This window comes from Micromonospora sp. B11E3 (genome assembly GCF_039871625.1).
Classification (GTDB): Bacteria; Actinomycetota; Actinomycetes; order Mycobacteriales; family Micromonosporaceae; genus Micromonospora.
The window spans coordinates 59,966-75,577 of the sequence record NZ_JBDPMC010000015.1; the positions used below are offsets into that span (position 1 = coordinate 59,966).

The 15,612-nt window shown below is 72.5% G+C and carries 14 protein-coding genes; 7 read left to right on the forward strand and 7 right to left on the reverse strand.

Annotated elements, in window-relative coordinates; all coding sequences use genetic code 11:
* Nucleotides 1-89 precede the first annotated feature (89 nt).
* Nucleotides 90-1,562, forward strand: coding sequence for an NAD-dependent malic enzyme (locus tag ABGB16_RS10970; RefSeq protein ID WP_347667881.1), 1,473 nt, complete (start codon nucleotides 90-92; stop codon nucleotides 1,560-1,562).
* 134 nt (nucleotides 1,563-1,696) lie between these two features.
* Here the strand turns inward: ABGB16_RS10970 and dapF are convergent, their stop codons facing one another.
* Genes dapF through ABGB16_RS10985 form a run of 3 tightly spaced genes read right to left on the reverse strand, consistent with a single transcriptional unit; the run spans nucleotide 1,697 to nucleotide 4,225 of the window.
* The gene (dapF, locus tag ABGB16_RS10975; protein ID WP_347667882.1) at nucleotides 1,697-2,551 is read right to left on the reverse strand and encodes a diaminopimelate epimerase; all 855 of its coding nucleotides are present in this window, start codon (nucleotides 2,549-2,551) and stop codon (nucleotides 1,697-1,699) included.
* 7 nt (nucleotides 2,552-2,558) lie between these two features.
* A complete protein-coding gene (gene miaA / locus ABGB16_RS10980) occupies nucleotides 2,559-3,470 on the reverse strand; it encodes a tRNA (adenosine(37)-N6)-dimethylallyltransferase MiaA (RefSeq protein WP_347667883.1) in 912 nt (303 codons plus the stop codon).
* Nucleotides 3,467-4,225 carry a hypothetical protein gene (locus tag ABGB16_RS10985; RefSeq protein ID WP_347667884.1) on the reverse strand — a complete coding sequence of 253 codons (759 nt, stop codon included), beginning with the start codon at nucleotides 4,223-4,225 and terminating at the stop codon, nucleotides 3,467-3,469. The genes miaA and ABGB16_RS10985 overlap by 4 nt, the downstream gene beginning before the upstream one ends.
* A 163-nt stretch (nucleotides 4,226-4,388) precedes the next feature.
* On the opposite strand from ABGB16_RS10985, the gene ABGB16_RS10990 reads away from it, so the two are divergent.
* Entirely contained in the window at nucleotides 4,389-5,597 is a 1,209-nt protein-coding gene (locus ABGB16_RS10990) for a DUF349 domain-containing protein (RefSeq protein WP_347667885.1), read from the forward strand.
* Between the two features lie 167 nt (nucleotides 5,598-5,764).
* Here ABGB16_RS10990 and miaB read toward each other — a convergent pair whose 3' ends face one another.
* Nucleotides 5,765-7,369, reverse strand: a complete 1,605-nt coding sequence (miaB, locus tag ABGB16_RS10995; protein WP_347667886.1) for a tRNA (N6-isopentenyl adenosine(37)-C2)-methylthiotransferase MiaB — start codon at nucleotides 7,367-7,369, stop codon at nucleotides 5,765-5,767.
* Nucleotides 7,370-7,421: 52 nt separating this feature from the next.
* Here miaB and ABGB16_RS11000 point away from each other — a divergent pair, with 52 nt between their 5' ends.
* Nucleotides 7,422-7,655 (forward strand): DUF2277 family protein, encoded by a 234-nt coding sequence (locus ABGB16_RS11000; RefSeq protein ID WP_347667887.1) that lies wholly within the window; start codon nucleotides 7,422-7,424, stop codon nucleotides 7,653-7,655.
* A 141-nt stretch (nucleotides 7,656-7,796) separates the two neighbouring features.
* Here the strand turns inward: ABGB16_RS11000 and ABGB16_RS11005 are convergent, their stop codons facing one another.
* Together ABGB16_RS11005 and selD are read right to left on the reverse strand one after the other, a co-directional pair.
* On the reverse strand, nucleotides 7,797-8,276 hold the full coding sequence (locus ABGB16_RS11005) for a hypothetical protein (protein ID WP_347667888.1): 480 nt from the start codon (nucleotides 8,274-8,276) through the stop codon (nucleotides 7,797-7,799).
* A 290-nt stretch (nucleotides 8,277-8,566) separates the two neighbouring features.
* Nucleotides 8,567-9,556, reverse strand: coding sequence for a selenide, water dikinase SelD (gene selD / locus ABGB16_RS11010; RefSeq protein WP_347667889.1), 990 nt, complete (start codon nucleotides 9,554-9,556; stop codon nucleotides 8,567-8,569).
* 197 nt (nucleotides 9,557-9,753) lie between these two features.
* On the opposite strand from selD, the gene ABGB16_RS11015 reads away from it, so the two are divergent.
* The 4 genes from ABGB16_RS11015 to ABGB16_RS11030 are packed head-to-tail and all read left to right on the forward strand — an operon-like array spanning nucleotide 9,754 to nucleotide 13,155.
* A complete protein-coding gene (locus ABGB16_RS11015) occupies nucleotides 9,754-10,509 on the forward strand; it encodes an amino acid ABC transporter ATP-binding protein (protein WP_347667890.1) in 756 nt (251 codons plus the stop codon).
* Nucleotides 10,510-10,567: 58 nt separating this feature from the next.
* Nucleotides 10,568-11,443, forward strand: coding sequence for a glutamate ABC transporter substrate-binding protein (locus ABGB16_RS11020; protein WP_347667891.1), 876 nt, complete (start codon nucleotides 10,568-10,570; stop codon nucleotides 11,441-11,443).
* Nucleotides 11,444-11,482: 39 nt separating this feature from the next.
* A complete protein-coding gene (locus ABGB16_RS11025; RefSeq protein ID WP_347667892.1) occupies nucleotides 11,483-12,190 on the forward strand; it encodes an amino acid ABC transporter permease in 708 nt (235 codons plus the stop codon).
* On the forward strand, nucleotides 12,187-13,155 hold the full coding sequence (locus ABGB16_RS11030; protein ID WP_347667893.1) for an amino acid ABC transporter permease: 969 nt from the start codon (nucleotides 12,187-12,189) through the stop codon (nucleotides 13,153-13,155). The genes ABGB16_RS11025 and ABGB16_RS11030 overlap by 4 nt, the downstream gene beginning before the upstream one ends.
* Before the next feature lie 61 nt (nucleotides 13,156-13,216).
* Here ABGB16_RS11030 and rny read toward each other — a convergent pair whose 3' ends face one another.
* Nucleotides 13,217-14,983, reverse strand: a complete 1,767-nt coding sequence (rny, locus tag ABGB16_RS11035; RefSeq protein WP_347667894.1) for a ribonuclease Y — start codon at nucleotides 14,981-14,983, stop codon at nucleotides 13,217-13,219.
* Nucleotides 14,984-15,612 lie beyond the last annotated feature (629 nt).

Genomic DNA, 15,612 nt, shown 5'->3' on the forward strand with positions numbered 1-15,612 from the left:
CCAGAACCGGGGTCGAATGCGGCGCGACCTCGCAGAGCGGGTAGAAATGCGAACGACATGACGACCCAGCGTCGACGGAGGGATCCGCAGTGGCCATCACCCGACTTCCGAGTGCGGGATTCTCGATCACCATCCGGATCGCCGTCCCCGCCGACGCCTCCTCGATCGGCCGGCTGACCACCTCCGTGGGCGAGGCCGGGGCGATCGTCACCGCGCTGGACGTCGTCGACTCCGACCCGACCCGCGTGCTGGTCGACCTGACCTGCGACACCGCCGACGCCGGCCACGCCGACCATGTGGTGAAGGCGCTGACCGCGCTCGACGGGGTGGACGTCCGCAAGGTCTCCGACCGGACGTTCCTGCTGCACCTCGGCGGCAAGATCGAGGTCAGCTCGAAGGTGGCGCTGCGCACCCGTGACGAGCTGTCCCGCGCGTACACCCCCGGGGTGGCGCGGGTGTGCCAGGCGATCGCGGAGAACCCGGCCGACGCCCGCCGGCTCACCATCAAGCGCAACACGGTCGCGGTGGTCAGCGACGGCTCGGCCGTGCTGGGCCTGGGCAATCTCGGGCCGGCCGCGTCGCTGCCGGTGATGGAGGGCAAGGCGGCCCTGTTCAAGCGCTTCGGCGGGGTGGACGCCTGGCCGGTGGTGCTCGACACCCAGGACACCGACGAGATCGTGGCGATCGTCAAGGCGATCGCGCCCGCGTACGGCGGGATCAACCTGGAGGACATCGCCGCGCCGCGCTGCTTCGAGATCGAGGCCCGGCTGCGCGACGCGCTGGACATCCCGGTCTTCCACGACGACCAGCACGGCACCGCGATCTGCGTGCTGGCCGCGCTGACCAACGCGCTGCGCGTCGTGGGCAGGCAGCTGGCGGACGTCCGGGTGGTCGTCTCCGGGGCCGGCGCGGCGGGCACCGCGATCATGAAGCTGCTGCTGCGCCAGGGCGTCGGCGACATCATCGCGTACGACCGGAAGGGCGCGCTGCACCGCGGGATGACCGACCTGAACCCCGCCTGGCAGTGGCTGGCGGAGAACACCAACAAGGAGAACTACTCCGGGGACCTGCCCGGGGCGGTCCGGGGCGCGGACGTGTTCATCGGGGTGAGCGCGCCGAACCTGCTCACCGGCGAGGACATCGCCACGATGGCCAAGGACGCGATCGTCTTCGCGCTGGCCAACCCGGACCCGGAGGTCGACCCGCGGGAGGCCCGCAAGCACGCCGCCGTCGTCGCCACTGGCCGCTCGGACCAGCCGAACCAGATCAACAACGTGCTCGCCTTCCCGGGCGTGTTCCGCGGCATGCTCGACGCGCACGCCGAGGAGTTCACCGAGGAGATGGCGATCGCGGCGGCCCGGGCCATCGCGGACGTGGTCGGCGAGGACAAGATCAACCCGACGGTCATCGTCCCGAGCGTCTTCGACTCCCGGGTCGCCCCGGCAGTCGCCGCGGCCGTCCGTGCCGCCGCCCAGAATCCGGGGGCCACGCCGCCCCCGGCCGCGGACCCGGGCCCGGCCGACCTCCCGGAGCTGGCCGCCGAGGCGTCCGCGACCCCCTGACGCCGCCCGCGCTCCGGGCGCGCCGCCGGTCACGGCACGGACAGTTGATCAAGAGGTTTGCGTCATCCGGGAGTCCGGACTCCGACGCAAACCTCTTGATCAACAAGGCGAGTCGGGGCGGGGCGAGGCGCGGGCTAGGCGGGCCCAGGGCGGAGCGCGGTCGGGTCCAGCTCGCCGGTGGCCAGCAGGACCGCCGGGCCGGACAGCCAGCACGTGTCGGTCGTCACGGTGACCGTGAGGCGGCCGCCGGGCACGTCGACCGCCACCGTGCCCGTGTCGAGGCCGGCGTCGCGCAGCGCCACGGCACCCACCGCGCACGCGCCGGTGCCGCAGGACAGGGTCTCGGCGGAGCCCCGCTCGTACACCCGCATGAGCGCGTGCGCCGCGGTGCCCTCGACCGGGCCGCCGGGGGCCGTGAACTCGACGTTCACCCCGCTCGGGAAGGCCGCCGGGTCGACGTCGGGGGCCCGGGTGAGATCCAGCGACGCCAGCTCCAGCCCGGCCGGCAGCGCGCAGACCAGGTGCGGGTTGCCGACGTCCACCGCCGTGCCGGGCAGGGTCAGCCCGCCCAGGGTGGCGGTGGCCGTGTCGTACAGCCGGGGGCGGCGCATCTCGACGGCGATCGACTCCCCCTCGACGCGCGCCCGCACGACGCCGGCCCGGGTGGCCACCGGCAGCGCCCCGCCGGTGGGCGCCGCCAGACCGGTCGCCACGAGGTAGCGGACGAAGACCCGGGCGCCGTTGCCGCACATCTCGGCGAACGAGCCGTCGCTGTTCCAGTAGTCCATGAACCACTCGGCCTCGCCGGCCAGGCCGGCGCCCTCGGGGTGCTTCGCCGCCCGGACCACCCGCAGGACGCCGTCCCCGCCCAGCCCGCGCCGCCGGTCACAGAGCGCGGCCACCAGGCCGGGGGTCAGGTCGAGCGTGCCGTCCGGATCGGGCAGGACGACGAAGTCGTTGCCGGTGCCGTGGCCCTTGGTGAACTCCACGCCCCCATCATTGCGCACCCACCGTGACCAGGCGCAGGGCGGTCTCGGCAAACCCCGGGGCGGCCGAGTCCAGCCAGTGGATGCGCGGGTCGCGGCGGAACCAGGAGCGCTGCCGGCGCACGAAGCGCCGGGTCGCCCGTACGGTCTCGTCGTGCGCCTCCGCCTCGGTCAGCTCGCCGGCCAGGAAGCGCAGCACCTGCTGGTAGCCGAGCGCCCGGCTGGCCGTCCGGCCCCCGGGCAGGCCCCGGCCGACGAGGTCCCGGGTCTCGGCGACCAGGCCGTCGGCCCACATCCGGTCCACCCGCAGCGCGACCCGCTCGTCCAGCAGCGCGGTGTCCAGGTCCACCCCGAGCTGCACCGACGGGTAGTACGGGGTCGGCTCGGGCAGCGACGCGGTGAACGGGGCGCCGGTCAGCTCGATCACCTCCAGCGCCCGGACGATCCGCCGGCCGTTGCCGGGCAGGATGCCGGCCGCCGCCGCCGGGTCCGCCTCCCGCAACCGCGCGTACAGCGGGGCCGGCCCGGCCTCGGCCAACTCCCGTTCGAGCCGTTCGCGCAGCTCCGGGTCGGTGCCGGGGAACTCGAACCGCTCCAGCACCGCCCGCACGTACAGCCCGGAGCCGCCGACCAGCAGCGGCACCTTCCCGCGGGCGAGGATGTCGTCGACCGCCGCCCGGGCCAGCCGCTGGTACTCGGCGACGCTGGCCGGCTCGGTGACCTCCCAGATGTCCAGCAGGTGGTGCGGCACCCCCTGCCGCTCGGCCGGGGTGAGCTTCGCGGTGCCGATGTCCATGCCCCGGTAGAGCTGCATCGAGTCGGCGTTGACCACCTCGCCGTCGAGGGCGTGGGCGAGCGCGACGCTCAGCGCGGACTTGCCGGCCGCGGTCGGCCCGACCACCGCGACGACCGGGCCCGTCATGCCGGGGCCCAGTTGGCCACGAAGTAGGACACGCCGTAGGGGGCCTCGTGGTAGCCGAGGTGGCCGCGCCAGTCGCCGCCGGCCGCCCGGGCCGCGCCGGCCAGCACCTGCCAGGGCGCCCGCCCGGCGGCCTTCAGCTCCGCCGACAGCACCGGGTCCAGGCCGAGCAGGGCCTCGGCGTCCGCGTCGGCCAGGGCCCGGGCCACCCCGTCGTCGTACGCGGGCGCGCGCGGGTCGTCGTAGCCGGGCGCCTGCCGCCCGCGGCAGGCCGACCCGTCCCCCAGCACCAGCAGCGCGGTACGCCGCCCGGACTCGCCGCCGAGCCTCGCCCCGAGCTCGGCGCACTCGGCCAGGGACGTCCCCTCCGCGACGGAATGGGCCAGTCGGGGCAGGTCGGTGCCGGTGCGACCGACCAGCCACGCGCCGATGGTCAGACTCAGCGGCAGCGTCTCCGTGCCCGAACAGTTGGTCTTCCACAGCCGGACGTACCGGCTCAACCCGTACCCGCGCAGCGAGCCGTAGTCGGCGTGCCCGAACCGCTCCGTCCGCGGACCGGCGCCCACGAGCAGGATCTCGTCCGGGCCGGCGGCGAGGAGCCGGGCCAGCGCGGCGTCCGCGGCGGCGCGGAGTTCGTCCAGCTCACCGGCGGCGGCGCCGGCCAGCTCGGGCACGATCAGGGGCGGGTGCGGGCAGACGGCGGCGGCGACCAGAGGCACGCGTCCACCGTAGCCGTACCGACCGGTGCGTCCCCGCATCGATCCGGGCGTCCGAGCTCTAGGACACCGTATGGTCACGGTCGACGACAGGCGCTCGACGTGGGCCGGGTCGGACCTGTGACAATGCCGGGAGTAACTTTGCTGCGCCGTGGCGGCGATCGAGGGGGCTGCCCGTCGACGCCGGGAGAACGAGGATGGGCACATGAGCGACTGGACGGCCTTCGGACGGGTGGACGCGGACGGCACCGTGTACGTCAAGACCGCCGAGGGCGAGCGGGTGGTCGGTTCCTGGCAGGCGGGGGCGCCGGAGGAGGGCCTGGCGCACTTCGCCCGGCGCTTCGCGGACCTCGTCACCGAGGTTGACCTGACCGAGGCACGGCTCAACTCGGGCGCGGCGGACGCCGGCGGTTCGTTGAGCACGATCCGCCGGATCCGCGCCTCGCTGGCCGAGGCGCACGTCGTCGGCGACATCGACGCGCTGGCCGCGCGGCTGGACAAGCTCGCCGCGATCGCCGAGGAGAAGGCCGGGGAGGCGCGCGCCGCCCGGGACGCCGCGCGGAGTGAGGCGCTGGCCCGCAAGACCGCTCTCGTCGAGGAGGCGGAGAAGCTGGCCGCCGAGTCGACCGGCTGGAAGACCGCCGGGGACCGGCTCAAGGAGATCCTCGACGAGTGGAAGACGATCCGCGGGGTCGACAAGAAGACCGACGGCGAGCTGTGGAAGCGGTTCGCCGCCGCGCGGGACGGCTTCACCCGCCGCCGGGGCGCCCACTTCGCCTCCCTGGACGCGCAGCGCAAGCAGGCGCAGCAGGCCAAGGAGGAGCTGGTCGCCGAGGCGGAGAAGCTGCAGGACTCCAGCGACTGGGCGGCCACCGCCAACCAGCTCAAGGACCTGATGACCCAGTGGAAGGCCGCGCCGCGCGCCTCGAAGGAGGCCGAGCAGCGGCTCTGGGAGCGGTTCCGGGCGGCCCAGGACCACTTCTTCACCCGGCGCAGCGAGGTCTTCTCGGCCCGGGACAACGAGCAGCGGGCCAACCTCGAGCGCAAGCAGGCGCTGCTGGCCGAGGCGGAGGCGCTGGACGTCGACGCCGACCCCAAGGGCGCCCAGGCCAAGCTGCGGGAGATCCAGGCGCAGTGGCACGAGGCCGGCCGGGTGCCGCGGGAGGCCGCGGCCGGCCTGGAGCGGCGGCTGCGGGCGGTCGACGAGCGGGTCCGCGAGGTGATGGACTCGGCGTGGCGGCGGACCACCAAGGAGGACAACCCGCTGCTCGCGCAGATGCGCGCGCAGGTCGCGGAGGCCGAGGAGCGGCTGGCCCGGGCCCAGGCCGCCGGCGACGCCCGGCGGATCAAGGAGGCCGAGCAGGCGCTTGCCTCGAAGCGGCAGTTCCTCCAGCTCGCCGAGCAGTCCAGCTGAGCTGAGCAGCCCCGGAAGGCCCGGTCCCTGCGGGGGGCCGGGCCTTCCGCGTGTCCGGGGCCGCGCCGCGTCCGTGCTACATCGGGGGTGTAGTGGAATCGCGCACGGCCCGAGGCCACAACATCCAGGATCGAGCACGGGCCGGCCGGGGTCGGCCCCGACCGGCGTCAGTGGGCGGCGCAGCCGGTCGCCGGTGCGGGCGCCGCGGCCGGCGCGCCGATCGTGGGCAGCCCGAGCAGCACGCCGGGGGTACGCGGGGAACGGCCGGCCTCCGCCGCGTCACCGGCCCGGGTACGCCGGTGCGACAGCGGCTCGCCGTCGGCGTTGAGGTGGTGCGGGGCGGCGTACGTGACGGTGGTGTGCACGACGTCCCCGGGGCGGATCCGCCCCGCCATGCTCCCCGCGTCGCCGTGCTGGCCGTTCGCTCCGGGCGCGCCCGTCGCGCCGTGCAGACCGTTCGCTCCGGGCGCGCCCGTCGCGAAGTGAACGAGGCGGCCGTCGCGGGCCCGGCCGGACATCCGGCCGGTGCGCTCGTCCTTGCGCCCCTCGCCGACGGCGACCAGCACCTCCACGGTCTGCCCGACCAGCTTCTTGTTCTCCGCCCAGGTGATCTCCTCCACCGTGGCGATCAGCCGCTCGTAGCGCTCCTGCACGACCTGCTTGGGCAGCTGGTCGGGCATGGTCGCGGCCGGGGTGCCGGGGCGCTTGGAGTACTGGAAGGTGAACGCCGAGGCGAACCTGGCCTCGCGCACCACGTCCAGGGTGCGCTGGAAGTCCGCCTCGGTCTCGCCGGGGAACCCGACGATGATGTCGGTGGTGATCGCCGCGTCCGGCATCGCCGCCCGGACCTTCTCGATGATCCCCAGGTACTTGTCGGCCCGGTACGACCGGCGCATCGCCCGGAGCACGTCGTCCGAACCCGACTGCAGCGGCATGTGCAGCGAGTGGCAGACGTTCGGCGTCTCGGCCATCGCCGCGATCACGTCGTCGGTGAAGTCCTTCGGGTGCGGGCTGGTGAACCGGACCCGCTCCAGCCCCTCGATGTCCCCGCAGGCGCGCAGCAGCTCGGCAAAAGCCGACCGACCGCCACCGCGTTTCCAGTTCGGCTCGCCAGCGTCGCCGAACGCGACGCCGTAGGAGTTGACGTTCTGCCCGAGCAGGGTCACCTCCAGCACGCCCTCGTCGACCAGGGCGCGTACCTCCGACAGGATGTCGCCGGGGCGGCGGTCCTTCTCCTTGCCCCGCAGGGCGGGCACGATGCAGAACGTGCAGGTGTTGTTGCAGCCCACCGAGATCGACACCCAGCCGGCGTACGTCGACTCGCGCCGGGTCGGCAGCGTGGAGGGGAAGACGTCCAGGGATTCCAGGATCTCCACCTCGGCGGCGGTGTTGTGCCGGGCCCGCTCCAGCAGCACCGGCAGCGAGCCGATGTTGTGCGTGCCGAACACCACGTCCACCCAGGGGGCCTTGCGGACGATGTCGCCGCGGTCCTTCTGGGCGAGGCAGCCGCCGACGGCGATCTGCATCCCCGGGTGCCGGTCCTTCACGGGGCGCAGATGACCCAGGTTGCCGTAGAGCCGGTTGTCGGCGTTCTCCCGGACCGCGCAGGTGTTGAACACCACCACGTCCGGGCTGTCGTCGGCCTCGGCCGCGCGCACGTAGCCCGCCTGCTCCAGCAGGCCGGAGATGCGCTCCGAGTCGTGCACGTTCATCTGGCAGCCGTACGTGCGCACCTGGTAGGTGCGCGGGCCGCCCGCCGCTGCGGTAGTCATGACCCGGACAGCGTATCCGGGCCCGACCTGTCCGACCGAACGAGGAGGAGCCGTGTGCCGGAGCATCAAGACCCTGCGTGAGCCGTACGCGCCCGAGGTGACCCAGGCCGACATCGAGGCAGCCGCGTTGCAGTACGTCCGGAAGATCTCCGGATTCCGCGCGCCCGCCCCGCACAACGCGGCGGCCTTCGACGCGGCGGTGGCCGCCGTCGCCGAGGCCACCGCGACCCTGCTGGAGCAGTTGGTGGTCCGGGGCGGCGGCCGGCAGCCGGCCGCCCAGAGCTGAGCGCCACGGCGGGGGCCGGGTCGAGCGGATTGCCGCCCGGCCGCGGCGGGGCCGGGTCGAGCGGGTTGCCGCCCGGCCGCGGCGGGGCCGGGTCGAGCGGGTTGCCGCCCGGCCGCGACCGCGACCGCCCGCGGCGGGCGGTCAGGCCGCGGCCCGGGCCGGTACGACCGAGTCGGGGGCCCACTTCGAGCGGTGGCACCGCGACCAGCCCCGGCAGGCGGGGTGGGCCAGCGTGCACAGGCGCTGCCCGCGCAGCACCTCGCCGTCGTCGGTCTCGGTGACCTCGAAGTGCACCGGGCGGATCGTGCCGTCCGGCGCGACGAGCAGGTGCCGGCCCGCGTCGAGGGTGTCGTCGCGCAGCAGGCAGTTGCGGTCGAGCAGGCGGGCCAGCGCGGCGACGCTGGGCAGCTCGGGCAGGCGCTCGGGCACCCCGTAGCAGTCCACCACCGTGCCGAACTCCCCCGGCGCCTGCCAGACGTCGCAGATCACCGCGTATCTGGGCAGTCGCATCGGGTCGGCCACCGCGAGCGGCATCACCACCCGCCCCAGCGCCTCGGCGAGCGCCGGGTAGACCTCCACCGGGGGTACCCGGTCGATTCTCCAGTTCCACAGCTCGGTCATGCCGCCTCCTCGCTGCGTTCGTCCCACCGGCCTCCGGATCGGGCCTTACTGACGATGGTGGGGGGCATATGACCTCAGCCGGGGGCAAGTTACCGGTCTGTGACCATTCCGGGCAAAATTTCCTAGAGCGCCATTGCTCCAAGTAGCGGGAAGATGACAGTTTATCGGGTATGGTGCGCCTTTCGGCGCCCTTGCTCACCGCGTTTCGTGCTCTTGGCACGGCGTCTCGTGCCCTGCCGGTGCCCCTGAGCACGGCGTCTCGTGCCCTGCCGGCGCCCTTGACACGGCGGTCAGCGCACGATCACCAGGTGCTCGCCGCGCGGCAGCAGCTCCCCGATCACGGTGGCCCCCGGCAGCTCGCCGGCCACGAGCAGCCCGCCCGAGGTCTGCGCGTCGGCCAGCAGCAGCCGCTCCGCCTCGCCGGCCGCGCCGAAGTCCGTCCACGGGGTCACCCAGTCCAGGTTGCGGCGGGTGCCGCCGCTGACGTACCCGTCCTGGACGGCCTGCCGGGCGCCCGGCAGATACGGCACCCGGGCCGCGTCGACGGCCACCGTGAGGCCGCTCGCCCGGGCCAGCTTCGAGGCGTGGCCGAGCAGCCCGAAGCCCGTCACGTCGGTGCCGCAGCGGACGCCCGCGGCGACCGCCGCGCGGGCGGCGTCCCGGTTCAGCGCGGCCATCGAGGCCACGGCCTCGGCGAAGCGCTCGCCGGTCGCCTTGTGCCGGGTGTTGAGCACACCGACGCCGAGCGGCTTGGTCAGCGACAGCGGCAGCCCGGGCCGCCCGGCGTCGAGGGTGATCAGCTCCTCCGGGCGGACGACGCCGGTGACCGCGAGCCCGTACTTCGGGCCGTCGTCGTCGACGCTGTGCCCGCCGGCCAGGTGACAGCCGGCCTCCCGGGCCACGTCCTGGCCGCCGCGCAGCACCTCGCGGGCCAGCTCCAGCGGCAGCTTCTCGCGTGGCCAGCAGAGCAGGTTCAGGGCGACGAGCGGGGTCCCGCCCATCGCGTACACGTCGGAGAGCGCGTTGGCCGCGGCGATCCGACCCCAGTCGTACGGGTCGTCAACGACCGGGGTGAAGAAGTCGGCGGTGCTGACCAGCCCCGTACGCTCGTCGAGCCGGACCACCGCGGCGTCGTCGCCGTTCTCCAGCCCGACCAGCAGCTCGGCGGCGCCGGCGGCCGGGCCGAGCCCGGCGACCATGGCCTCCAGCTCGCCCGGCGGGATCTTGCACGCGCAGCCGCCGCCCCGGGCATACTCGGTCAGGCGCACTGGTCCAGTCATGCCCACATGATCTCGGTGGAGCGTTAACCTCGCCACTCGGATCGCCCCTGGCGCGACGAATTTCGGACTCGCGACGCCGATCGGGACCGGTGTTACGGCTCCGTGACCAACCAGGTTGCGTTCTGCCACGTCGGCCCGCCTAAAGTTGCCGCACCGGGGGTCATCCGACCCGCCGGCGCAGGCGAGCGACAGGGACGGTGGACGACGTGACGACGGGCGAACCGCTCATCGTGCTGGACTCGGTCAACAAGTGGTTCGGGCCGCTGCACGTGTTGGACGATGTCTCGCTCTCCATCGGCAAGGGCGAGGTGGTCGTGGTGATCGGCCCGTCCGGCTCCGGGAAGTCGACGCTGTGCCGCACCATCAACCGGCTGGAGCCGATCAACTCCGGCACCATCACCTTCGACGGCCGGCCGCTGGCTGCCGAGGGGAAGGCGCTGGCCAAGCTGCGCAGCGAGGTCGGCATGGTGTTCCAGTCATTCAACCTCTTCGCGCACAAGACCATCCTGGAGAACGTCACCCTCGGCCCGGTCAAGGTCCGCAGGGAGAAGCCGGCCGCCGCGCGGGAGCGCGCGCTGGCCCTGCTGGACCGGGTCGGCATCGCCAACCAGGCCGAGAAGTACCCGGCCCAACTCTCCGGCGGCCAGCAGCAGCGGGCGGCGATCGCCCGCGCGCTGGCCATGAAGCCCAAGGCGATGCTCTTCGACGAGCCGACCAGCGCCCTCGACCCCGAGATGGTGGGCGAGGTGCTGGAGGTGATGACCTCGCTGGCCCGCGACGGCATGACCATGGTCGTCGTCACCCACGAGATGGGCTTCGCCCGGCACGCGGCGAACCGGGTCATCTTCATGGCCGACGGGCAGCTCGTGGAGGATGCGCCGCCGGCCGAGTTCTTCGCCAACCCCCGCAGCGAGCGGGCCAGGGACTTCCTGTCGAAGATCCTGACGCACTAGGCGTCCGTCCGAGGAGCGCGTCGTCCCCCGGCGGGCTCCAGTCGAAGAAGGAGAGAACATGCGTTTCACGCGCGTCGCGGCAATCGCCGCAGTCGCCGCACTGTCCCTCGGGGTCACCGCGTGCGGCGACTCCACGGAGGAGGGCACCGGCGCGGGCAGCAAGTCCTTCGCCGCCGGCAGCACCATGGAGAAACTGAACAAGGCCCAGAAGATCAAGATCGGCACGAAGTTCGACCAGCCCGGCTTCGGCCTGAAGGGCCTCTCCGGCAAGCCCGAGGGCTTCGACGTCGAGATTGCCAAGCTCGTGGTCAAGGAGCTCGGCATCCCCGAGGACAAGATCGAGTGGGTCGAGACGCCGTCGAAGGTACGCGAGGACGTGATCGTCAACGGCACGGTCGACCTGGTCGCGGCGACCTACACGATCAAGGACGAGCGCAAGGAGCGAATCTCCTTCGCCGGGCCGTACTACGAGGCCGGCCAGAACATCATGGTGAAGAAGGACGACGCCACCATCACCGGCCCGGACTCGTTCAAGGACGGCACCAAGAAGGTCTGCTCGGTGACCGGCTCGACCCCGGCCGAGGAGATCAAGAAGTACGTCAAGGACGTCGCCACCCAGCTGGTGCTCTTCGACACCTACGACAAGTGCCGCGACGCCCTCAAGGGCGGCCAGGTGGACGCCGTCACCACGGACAACGTGATCCTGCTCGGCTACATCGCAAAGGACGAGGCGGCCTTCAAGCTGGCCGGTGCGAACTTCACCAAGGAGCCGTACGGCATCGGCGTGAAAAAGGAGGACACCGTCTTCCGCAACTTCATCAACGACATCCTGGAGAAGGCGTTCGCCGACGGCAGCTGGAAGAAGGCCTGGGACGGCACCGCCGGCAAGTTCGGTGCCGAGCTGGGCACCCCGCCGACCGTCGTCCGTTACTGATCCCCTGCTGACCTGGAGGGTGGGGAGGAAGACCAACCCGTGAGTGTGCTCATCGACAAGTTCGACGTTTTCGCGGGGGGCTTCTGGCTCACCCTCCAGATCTGCGTCCTCGCCGCGATCGGCGCCCTGCTCCTGGGCGCCGTCGTGGCGGTGCTCCGGATCTCCCCGGTGCCACCGCTGCGCGCCGTCGGCACCGCGTACGTGAACGTTTTCCGCAACATGCCGCTGACCGTCGTGATGTTCTTCGCCGCGTTCGGCCTGCCGGCACTCGGCTCCAACGCCGACTTCCTGCGCATCCCCGGCTTGGACCTCGTGTTCCGCCGCCTAGGCACCGACCTGCCGTACTTCCGATTCGCCCTGATCGCGCTCGTGCTCTACACCGCGGCGTTCGTCTGCGAGGCGCTGCGGTCCGGAGTGAACGCCGTCCCGGCCGGGCAGGCGGAGGCCGCCCGGTCGCTGGGCCTCACCTTCGGCCAGAACCTGCGGTACGTGGTCCTGCCGCAGTCCTGGAAGGCGTCCGTCGTGCCGCTCGGGTCGGTGATCATCGCGATGATCAAGAACTCGGCGCTGATCGGGTTCTTCGGCGTCGTCGGTGACCTGTCGCAGTCGGCCGACCAGCTCACCTCGGCCGGGGGCTACGCCTTCGTCCCGGTCGCCATCGGGATCTCGATCGGATACCTGATCATGACCGTACCCCTCGGCGCCCTGCTCGACCGGATCGAGAAGCGGCAGGCGGTGGCCCGATGAGCCAGCAGACCACGAGCGTCCTCTACGACATCCCCGGCCCCCGACAGCGGCGGATCACGCTGATCGGCAGTGTCGTCGCCACTGTGGCGGTGCTGGTCGGGGCGTACTTCCTGATCTACAAACCGCTGGACGACAAGGGCCAGCTCTCGATGGAGCTCTGGGGGCCGCTCGTTGACCCCTCCAACGAGAACTTTTCCCAGGTCTGGGACCGGATCGGTCTCGGCTTCAAGAACACGCTGATCGCGGCGGCACTGGCCATCGTCTCGTCGCTGGTGGTCGGCACCCTGCTCGCGGTGCTGCGAATCCAGCTCAAGAGCCTGACCAGGCGGCGCTTCACCGGGCTCGCCACCCCGCTGTCCTACCTGGTACGCGGGCTGAGCCTACTGCTGTCGGCGGTCACCCGGGTCTGCGTCGAGGTGTTCCGGGGCCTGCCCGTCGTGCTCACCATCTTCTTCGTGGCCCGCGGCTTCCCCGAGTTCGGCATCACGTTCGACAACCTGTGGTACCTGGTCATCGGCCTGACCGTCTACAACTCCGTGGTGATCGCCGAGATCCTCCGCTCCGGCATGCAGGGCCTGCCCGGCGGGCAGGCCGAGGCGGCCGCCGCGATCGGCCTCTCCCCGCTGCAGACCACCCGGATGATCCTGCTGCCGCAGGCGTTCCGGATCATGCTGCCGGCGCTGATCAGCCAGCTCGTCGTGGTACTCAAGGACACCTCGCTCGGCTTCATCATCAGCTACGAGGAGACCCTGAACATCGGCAAGCAGATCATCGGCGTGCTGAACAACCCGATCCAGGTGTACGTCGTGATCGGGGCGCTGTTCATCGTGGTGAACTACTCGCTGTCGAAGCTGGCCCAGTACGTCCAGCACCGGCTCTCCCGCGGCCGCAAGACCGCCGGTACGCCAGCGCAGAACCCGCCGCCCGCGGCGCTGACCGCACAGACCGAGAGCCAGGGCGTCTGACGCGTACGCCGAAAGAGGGCCGGCCCGGACATCCGGGCCGGCCCTCTTCGCGTCCGTGGGGTCAGCGGGCGATCTCGGTGACCCGGGACTCCCGGACGACGGTCACCCGGATCTGCCCCGGGTACGTCAGCTCCTCCTCGATCTGCTTGGCCACGTCCCGGGCCAGCACCGCGGCGCCGATGTCGTCGACGTCCTCCGGCTTGACCATCACCCGGATCTCCCGGCCCGCCTGCATGGCGAAGACCTTCTCCACGCCGACCTTCCCGGCCGCGATCTCCTCGATCCGCTCCAGCCGCTTGACGTACGCCTCCAGGCTCTCCCGGCGCGCCCCCGGCCGCCCGCCCGAGCAGGCGTCCGACGCCTGGGTCAGCACCGCCTCGATGGTCTGCGGGGGCACCTCGTTGTGGTGCGCCTCGATGGCGTGGACGACGTCCTCGCTCTCGCCGTACTTGCGGGCCAGGTCGGCGCCGATGATGGCGTGGCTGCCCTCCACCTCGTGGGTGAGCGCCTTGCCGATGTCGTGCAGGAACGCCGCGCGCTTGATGATCGGCACGTCCAGTCGCAGCTCCGCGGCCATGATCCCGGCGATGTGCGCGGTCTCCACGAGGTGCTTGAGCACGTTCTGCCCGTACGACGTGCGGTAGCGCAGCCGGCCGAGCAGGGTGACCAGCTCGGGGTGGATCTCGGTGATGCCGACCTCGACCAGCGCGTCCTCGGCGGCCCGGTGGCAGAGCGCGTCCACCTCGTGCCGGGCCAGGTCGTAGACCTCCTCGATCCGGTGCGGGTGGATCCGCCCGTCGAGCACCAGCTTCTCCAGGGTGAGCCGACCGACCTCGCGCCGTACCGGGTCGAAGCAGGAGAGCAGCACCGCCTCGGGGGTGTCGTCGATGATCAGGTTGACGCCGGTGACGGACTCGAACGCGCGGATGTTGCGGCCCTCCCGGCCGATGATCCGCCCCTTCATCTCGTCGCCGGGCAGGTGCAGGACGCTGACCACGCTCTCGGCGGTCTGCTCGCTGGCCACCCGCTGGATGGCGTCGACGACGATGTGCCGGGCCCGCTGCTCCGCGGTGCCGCGGGCGTCGGACTCGATGTCCCGGACCAGCAGCGCGGCCTCCCGCTTGGCCTGGCTCTCGATCGCGTCGATCAGCTCGGCACGGGCGGCGTCGGCGGTCAGCCCGGCCACGCGTTCCAGCTCGCGCCGCCGCTGCTCCTCCGCCTCGACGAGGGCCTGCTCCCGCTCGGCCAGCGCGGACTCACGGGCGGCCAGCGCCGCGCTGGCGGCGGTCAACTGCCGCTCCCGCTCGGCCAGCCGCTCCACCTCCTCGGTGTGCAGCCGCTCCCGCTCGTCCATCCGGGCCGCCCGCCGCTCCACCTCCGCGGCCTGCTCCCGGGTGGTCGCGGCGAGCACCGCCACCTCGCGCTCGCCGCTGCGCCGCGCCGCCGTACGCAACTGCTCGGCGTCCACCTCGGCCTGCTTGTGGGCCCGTTCCAGGATCGTGTCGGCCTCGGCGCGGGCGTCGTCGAGCACCCGGCGGGCCTCGGCCCGCGCCGCCTTCGCCTCCGCCTTGGCGGCGGCGGCCTCGGTCCGCGCCGCCGCGGCCGCCGACTTGGCCACGTCGATGGTGCTGTTCGCCTCGTCGGCGGCGCTGCGCAGGGCGGCGAGGGACTGCTCCTGGCGGTCCTTCTCCGCGATGAAGGCCGGGTCCTCCGGCCGGGGCGCCGTGCCGAGCCGGCGCAGGGTGCGCAGGCCCACCAGCACCGCGCCGACCACGACCAGGGTGAGGACCACCACCACCGCGAGGATGACGATGTCGAAGCCGCTCATGGCCGGGCCGCCCCGCCCGAACGGTGGAGACCACCGGTCAACCTGTGCCGCCCCGTCATGGCCGCCTCCCCTGAAGAACGTCGGCGCCGCAGTGCCGTGCCGGTGGGCACGCGCTGCGGCTCTGAGACGCCCGACCTGAGCGGCTGACCGTGGGGTAGCTCTCCGCCGACGGTGCCCATGGGGCATCGCCGGCGGCCGGGTGCAGTTGTCGCACCAGCTCCGGACCGGCCTGTCCGAAGCTGGCACCGCAGGCCGGCGAGCCGGCCAAAGTGATGCTGTTCTGTTACGCGATCTATGTTGTGCGCTTAGCCTGCGCCGGTCGGGCAATGTGAGCCTGTATGGCGAGGCTAGGTCTCCGGGGGCCGTCTGGTCAAGAACTCATGATCAAACCCCCCGAACGGAGAGAAGTTGGCACGTCACCCAGCGCCCAAGAAATGCCGGACAACCGGGGACAAACCGGCAGCCCGCCCACCCGGCCCGGTGCTCCGCCTCACCGATGCCACCCGGGCTGACCGACCCGCCCCACCCATGCCACCCCACCCGCCCCGCCCGCTCCACCCCAGCCCACGCCACCCGCCCCGCCCATCCGAAGATCATGGAGGTGACGGCACGCACGGCGATCGAATCCG

What these genes read in the sequence shown, in the direction of transcription:
- miaA (WP_347667883.1), bottom strand. Translation starts at nt 3,470, where the DNA reads ATGACGGGCCCGGTCGTCGCGGTGGTCGGGCCGACCGCGGCCGGCAAG.
- ABGB16_RS10985 (WP_347667884.1), bottom strand. Translation starts at nt 4,225, where the DNA reads ATGCGGGGACGCACCGGTCGGTACGGCTACGGTGGACGCGTGCCTCTG.
- ABGB16_RS10990 (WP_347667885.1), top strand. Translation starts at nt 4,389, where the DNA reads ATGAGCGACTGGACGGCCTTCGGACGGGTGGACGCGGACGGCACCGTG.
- miaB (WP_347667886.1), bottom strand. Translation starts at nt 7,369, where the DNA reads ATGACTACCGCAGCGGCGGGCGGCCCGCGCACCTACCAGGTGCGCACG.
- ABGB16_RS11005 (WP_347667888.1), bottom strand. Translation starts at nt 8,276, where the DNA reads ATGACCGAGCTGTGGAACTGGAGAATCGACCGGGTACCCCCGGTGGAG.
- selD (WP_347667889.1), bottom strand. Translation starts at nt 9,556, where the DNA reads ATGACTGGACCAGTGCGCCTGACCGAGTATGCCCGGGGCGGCGGCTGC.
- ABGB16_RS11020 (WP_347667891.1), top strand. Translation starts at nt 10,568, where the DNA reads ATGCGTTTCACGCGCGTCGCGGCAATCGCCGCAGTCGCCGCACTGTCC.
- ABGB16_RS11030 (WP_347667893.1), top strand. Translation starts at nt 12,187, where the DNA reads ATGAGCCAGCAGACCACGAGCGTCCTCTACGACATCCCCGGCCCCCGA.
- rny (WP_347667894.1), bottom strand. Translation starts at nt 14,983, where the DNA reads ATGAGCGGCTTCGACATCGTCATCCTCGCGGTGGTGGTGGTCCTCACC.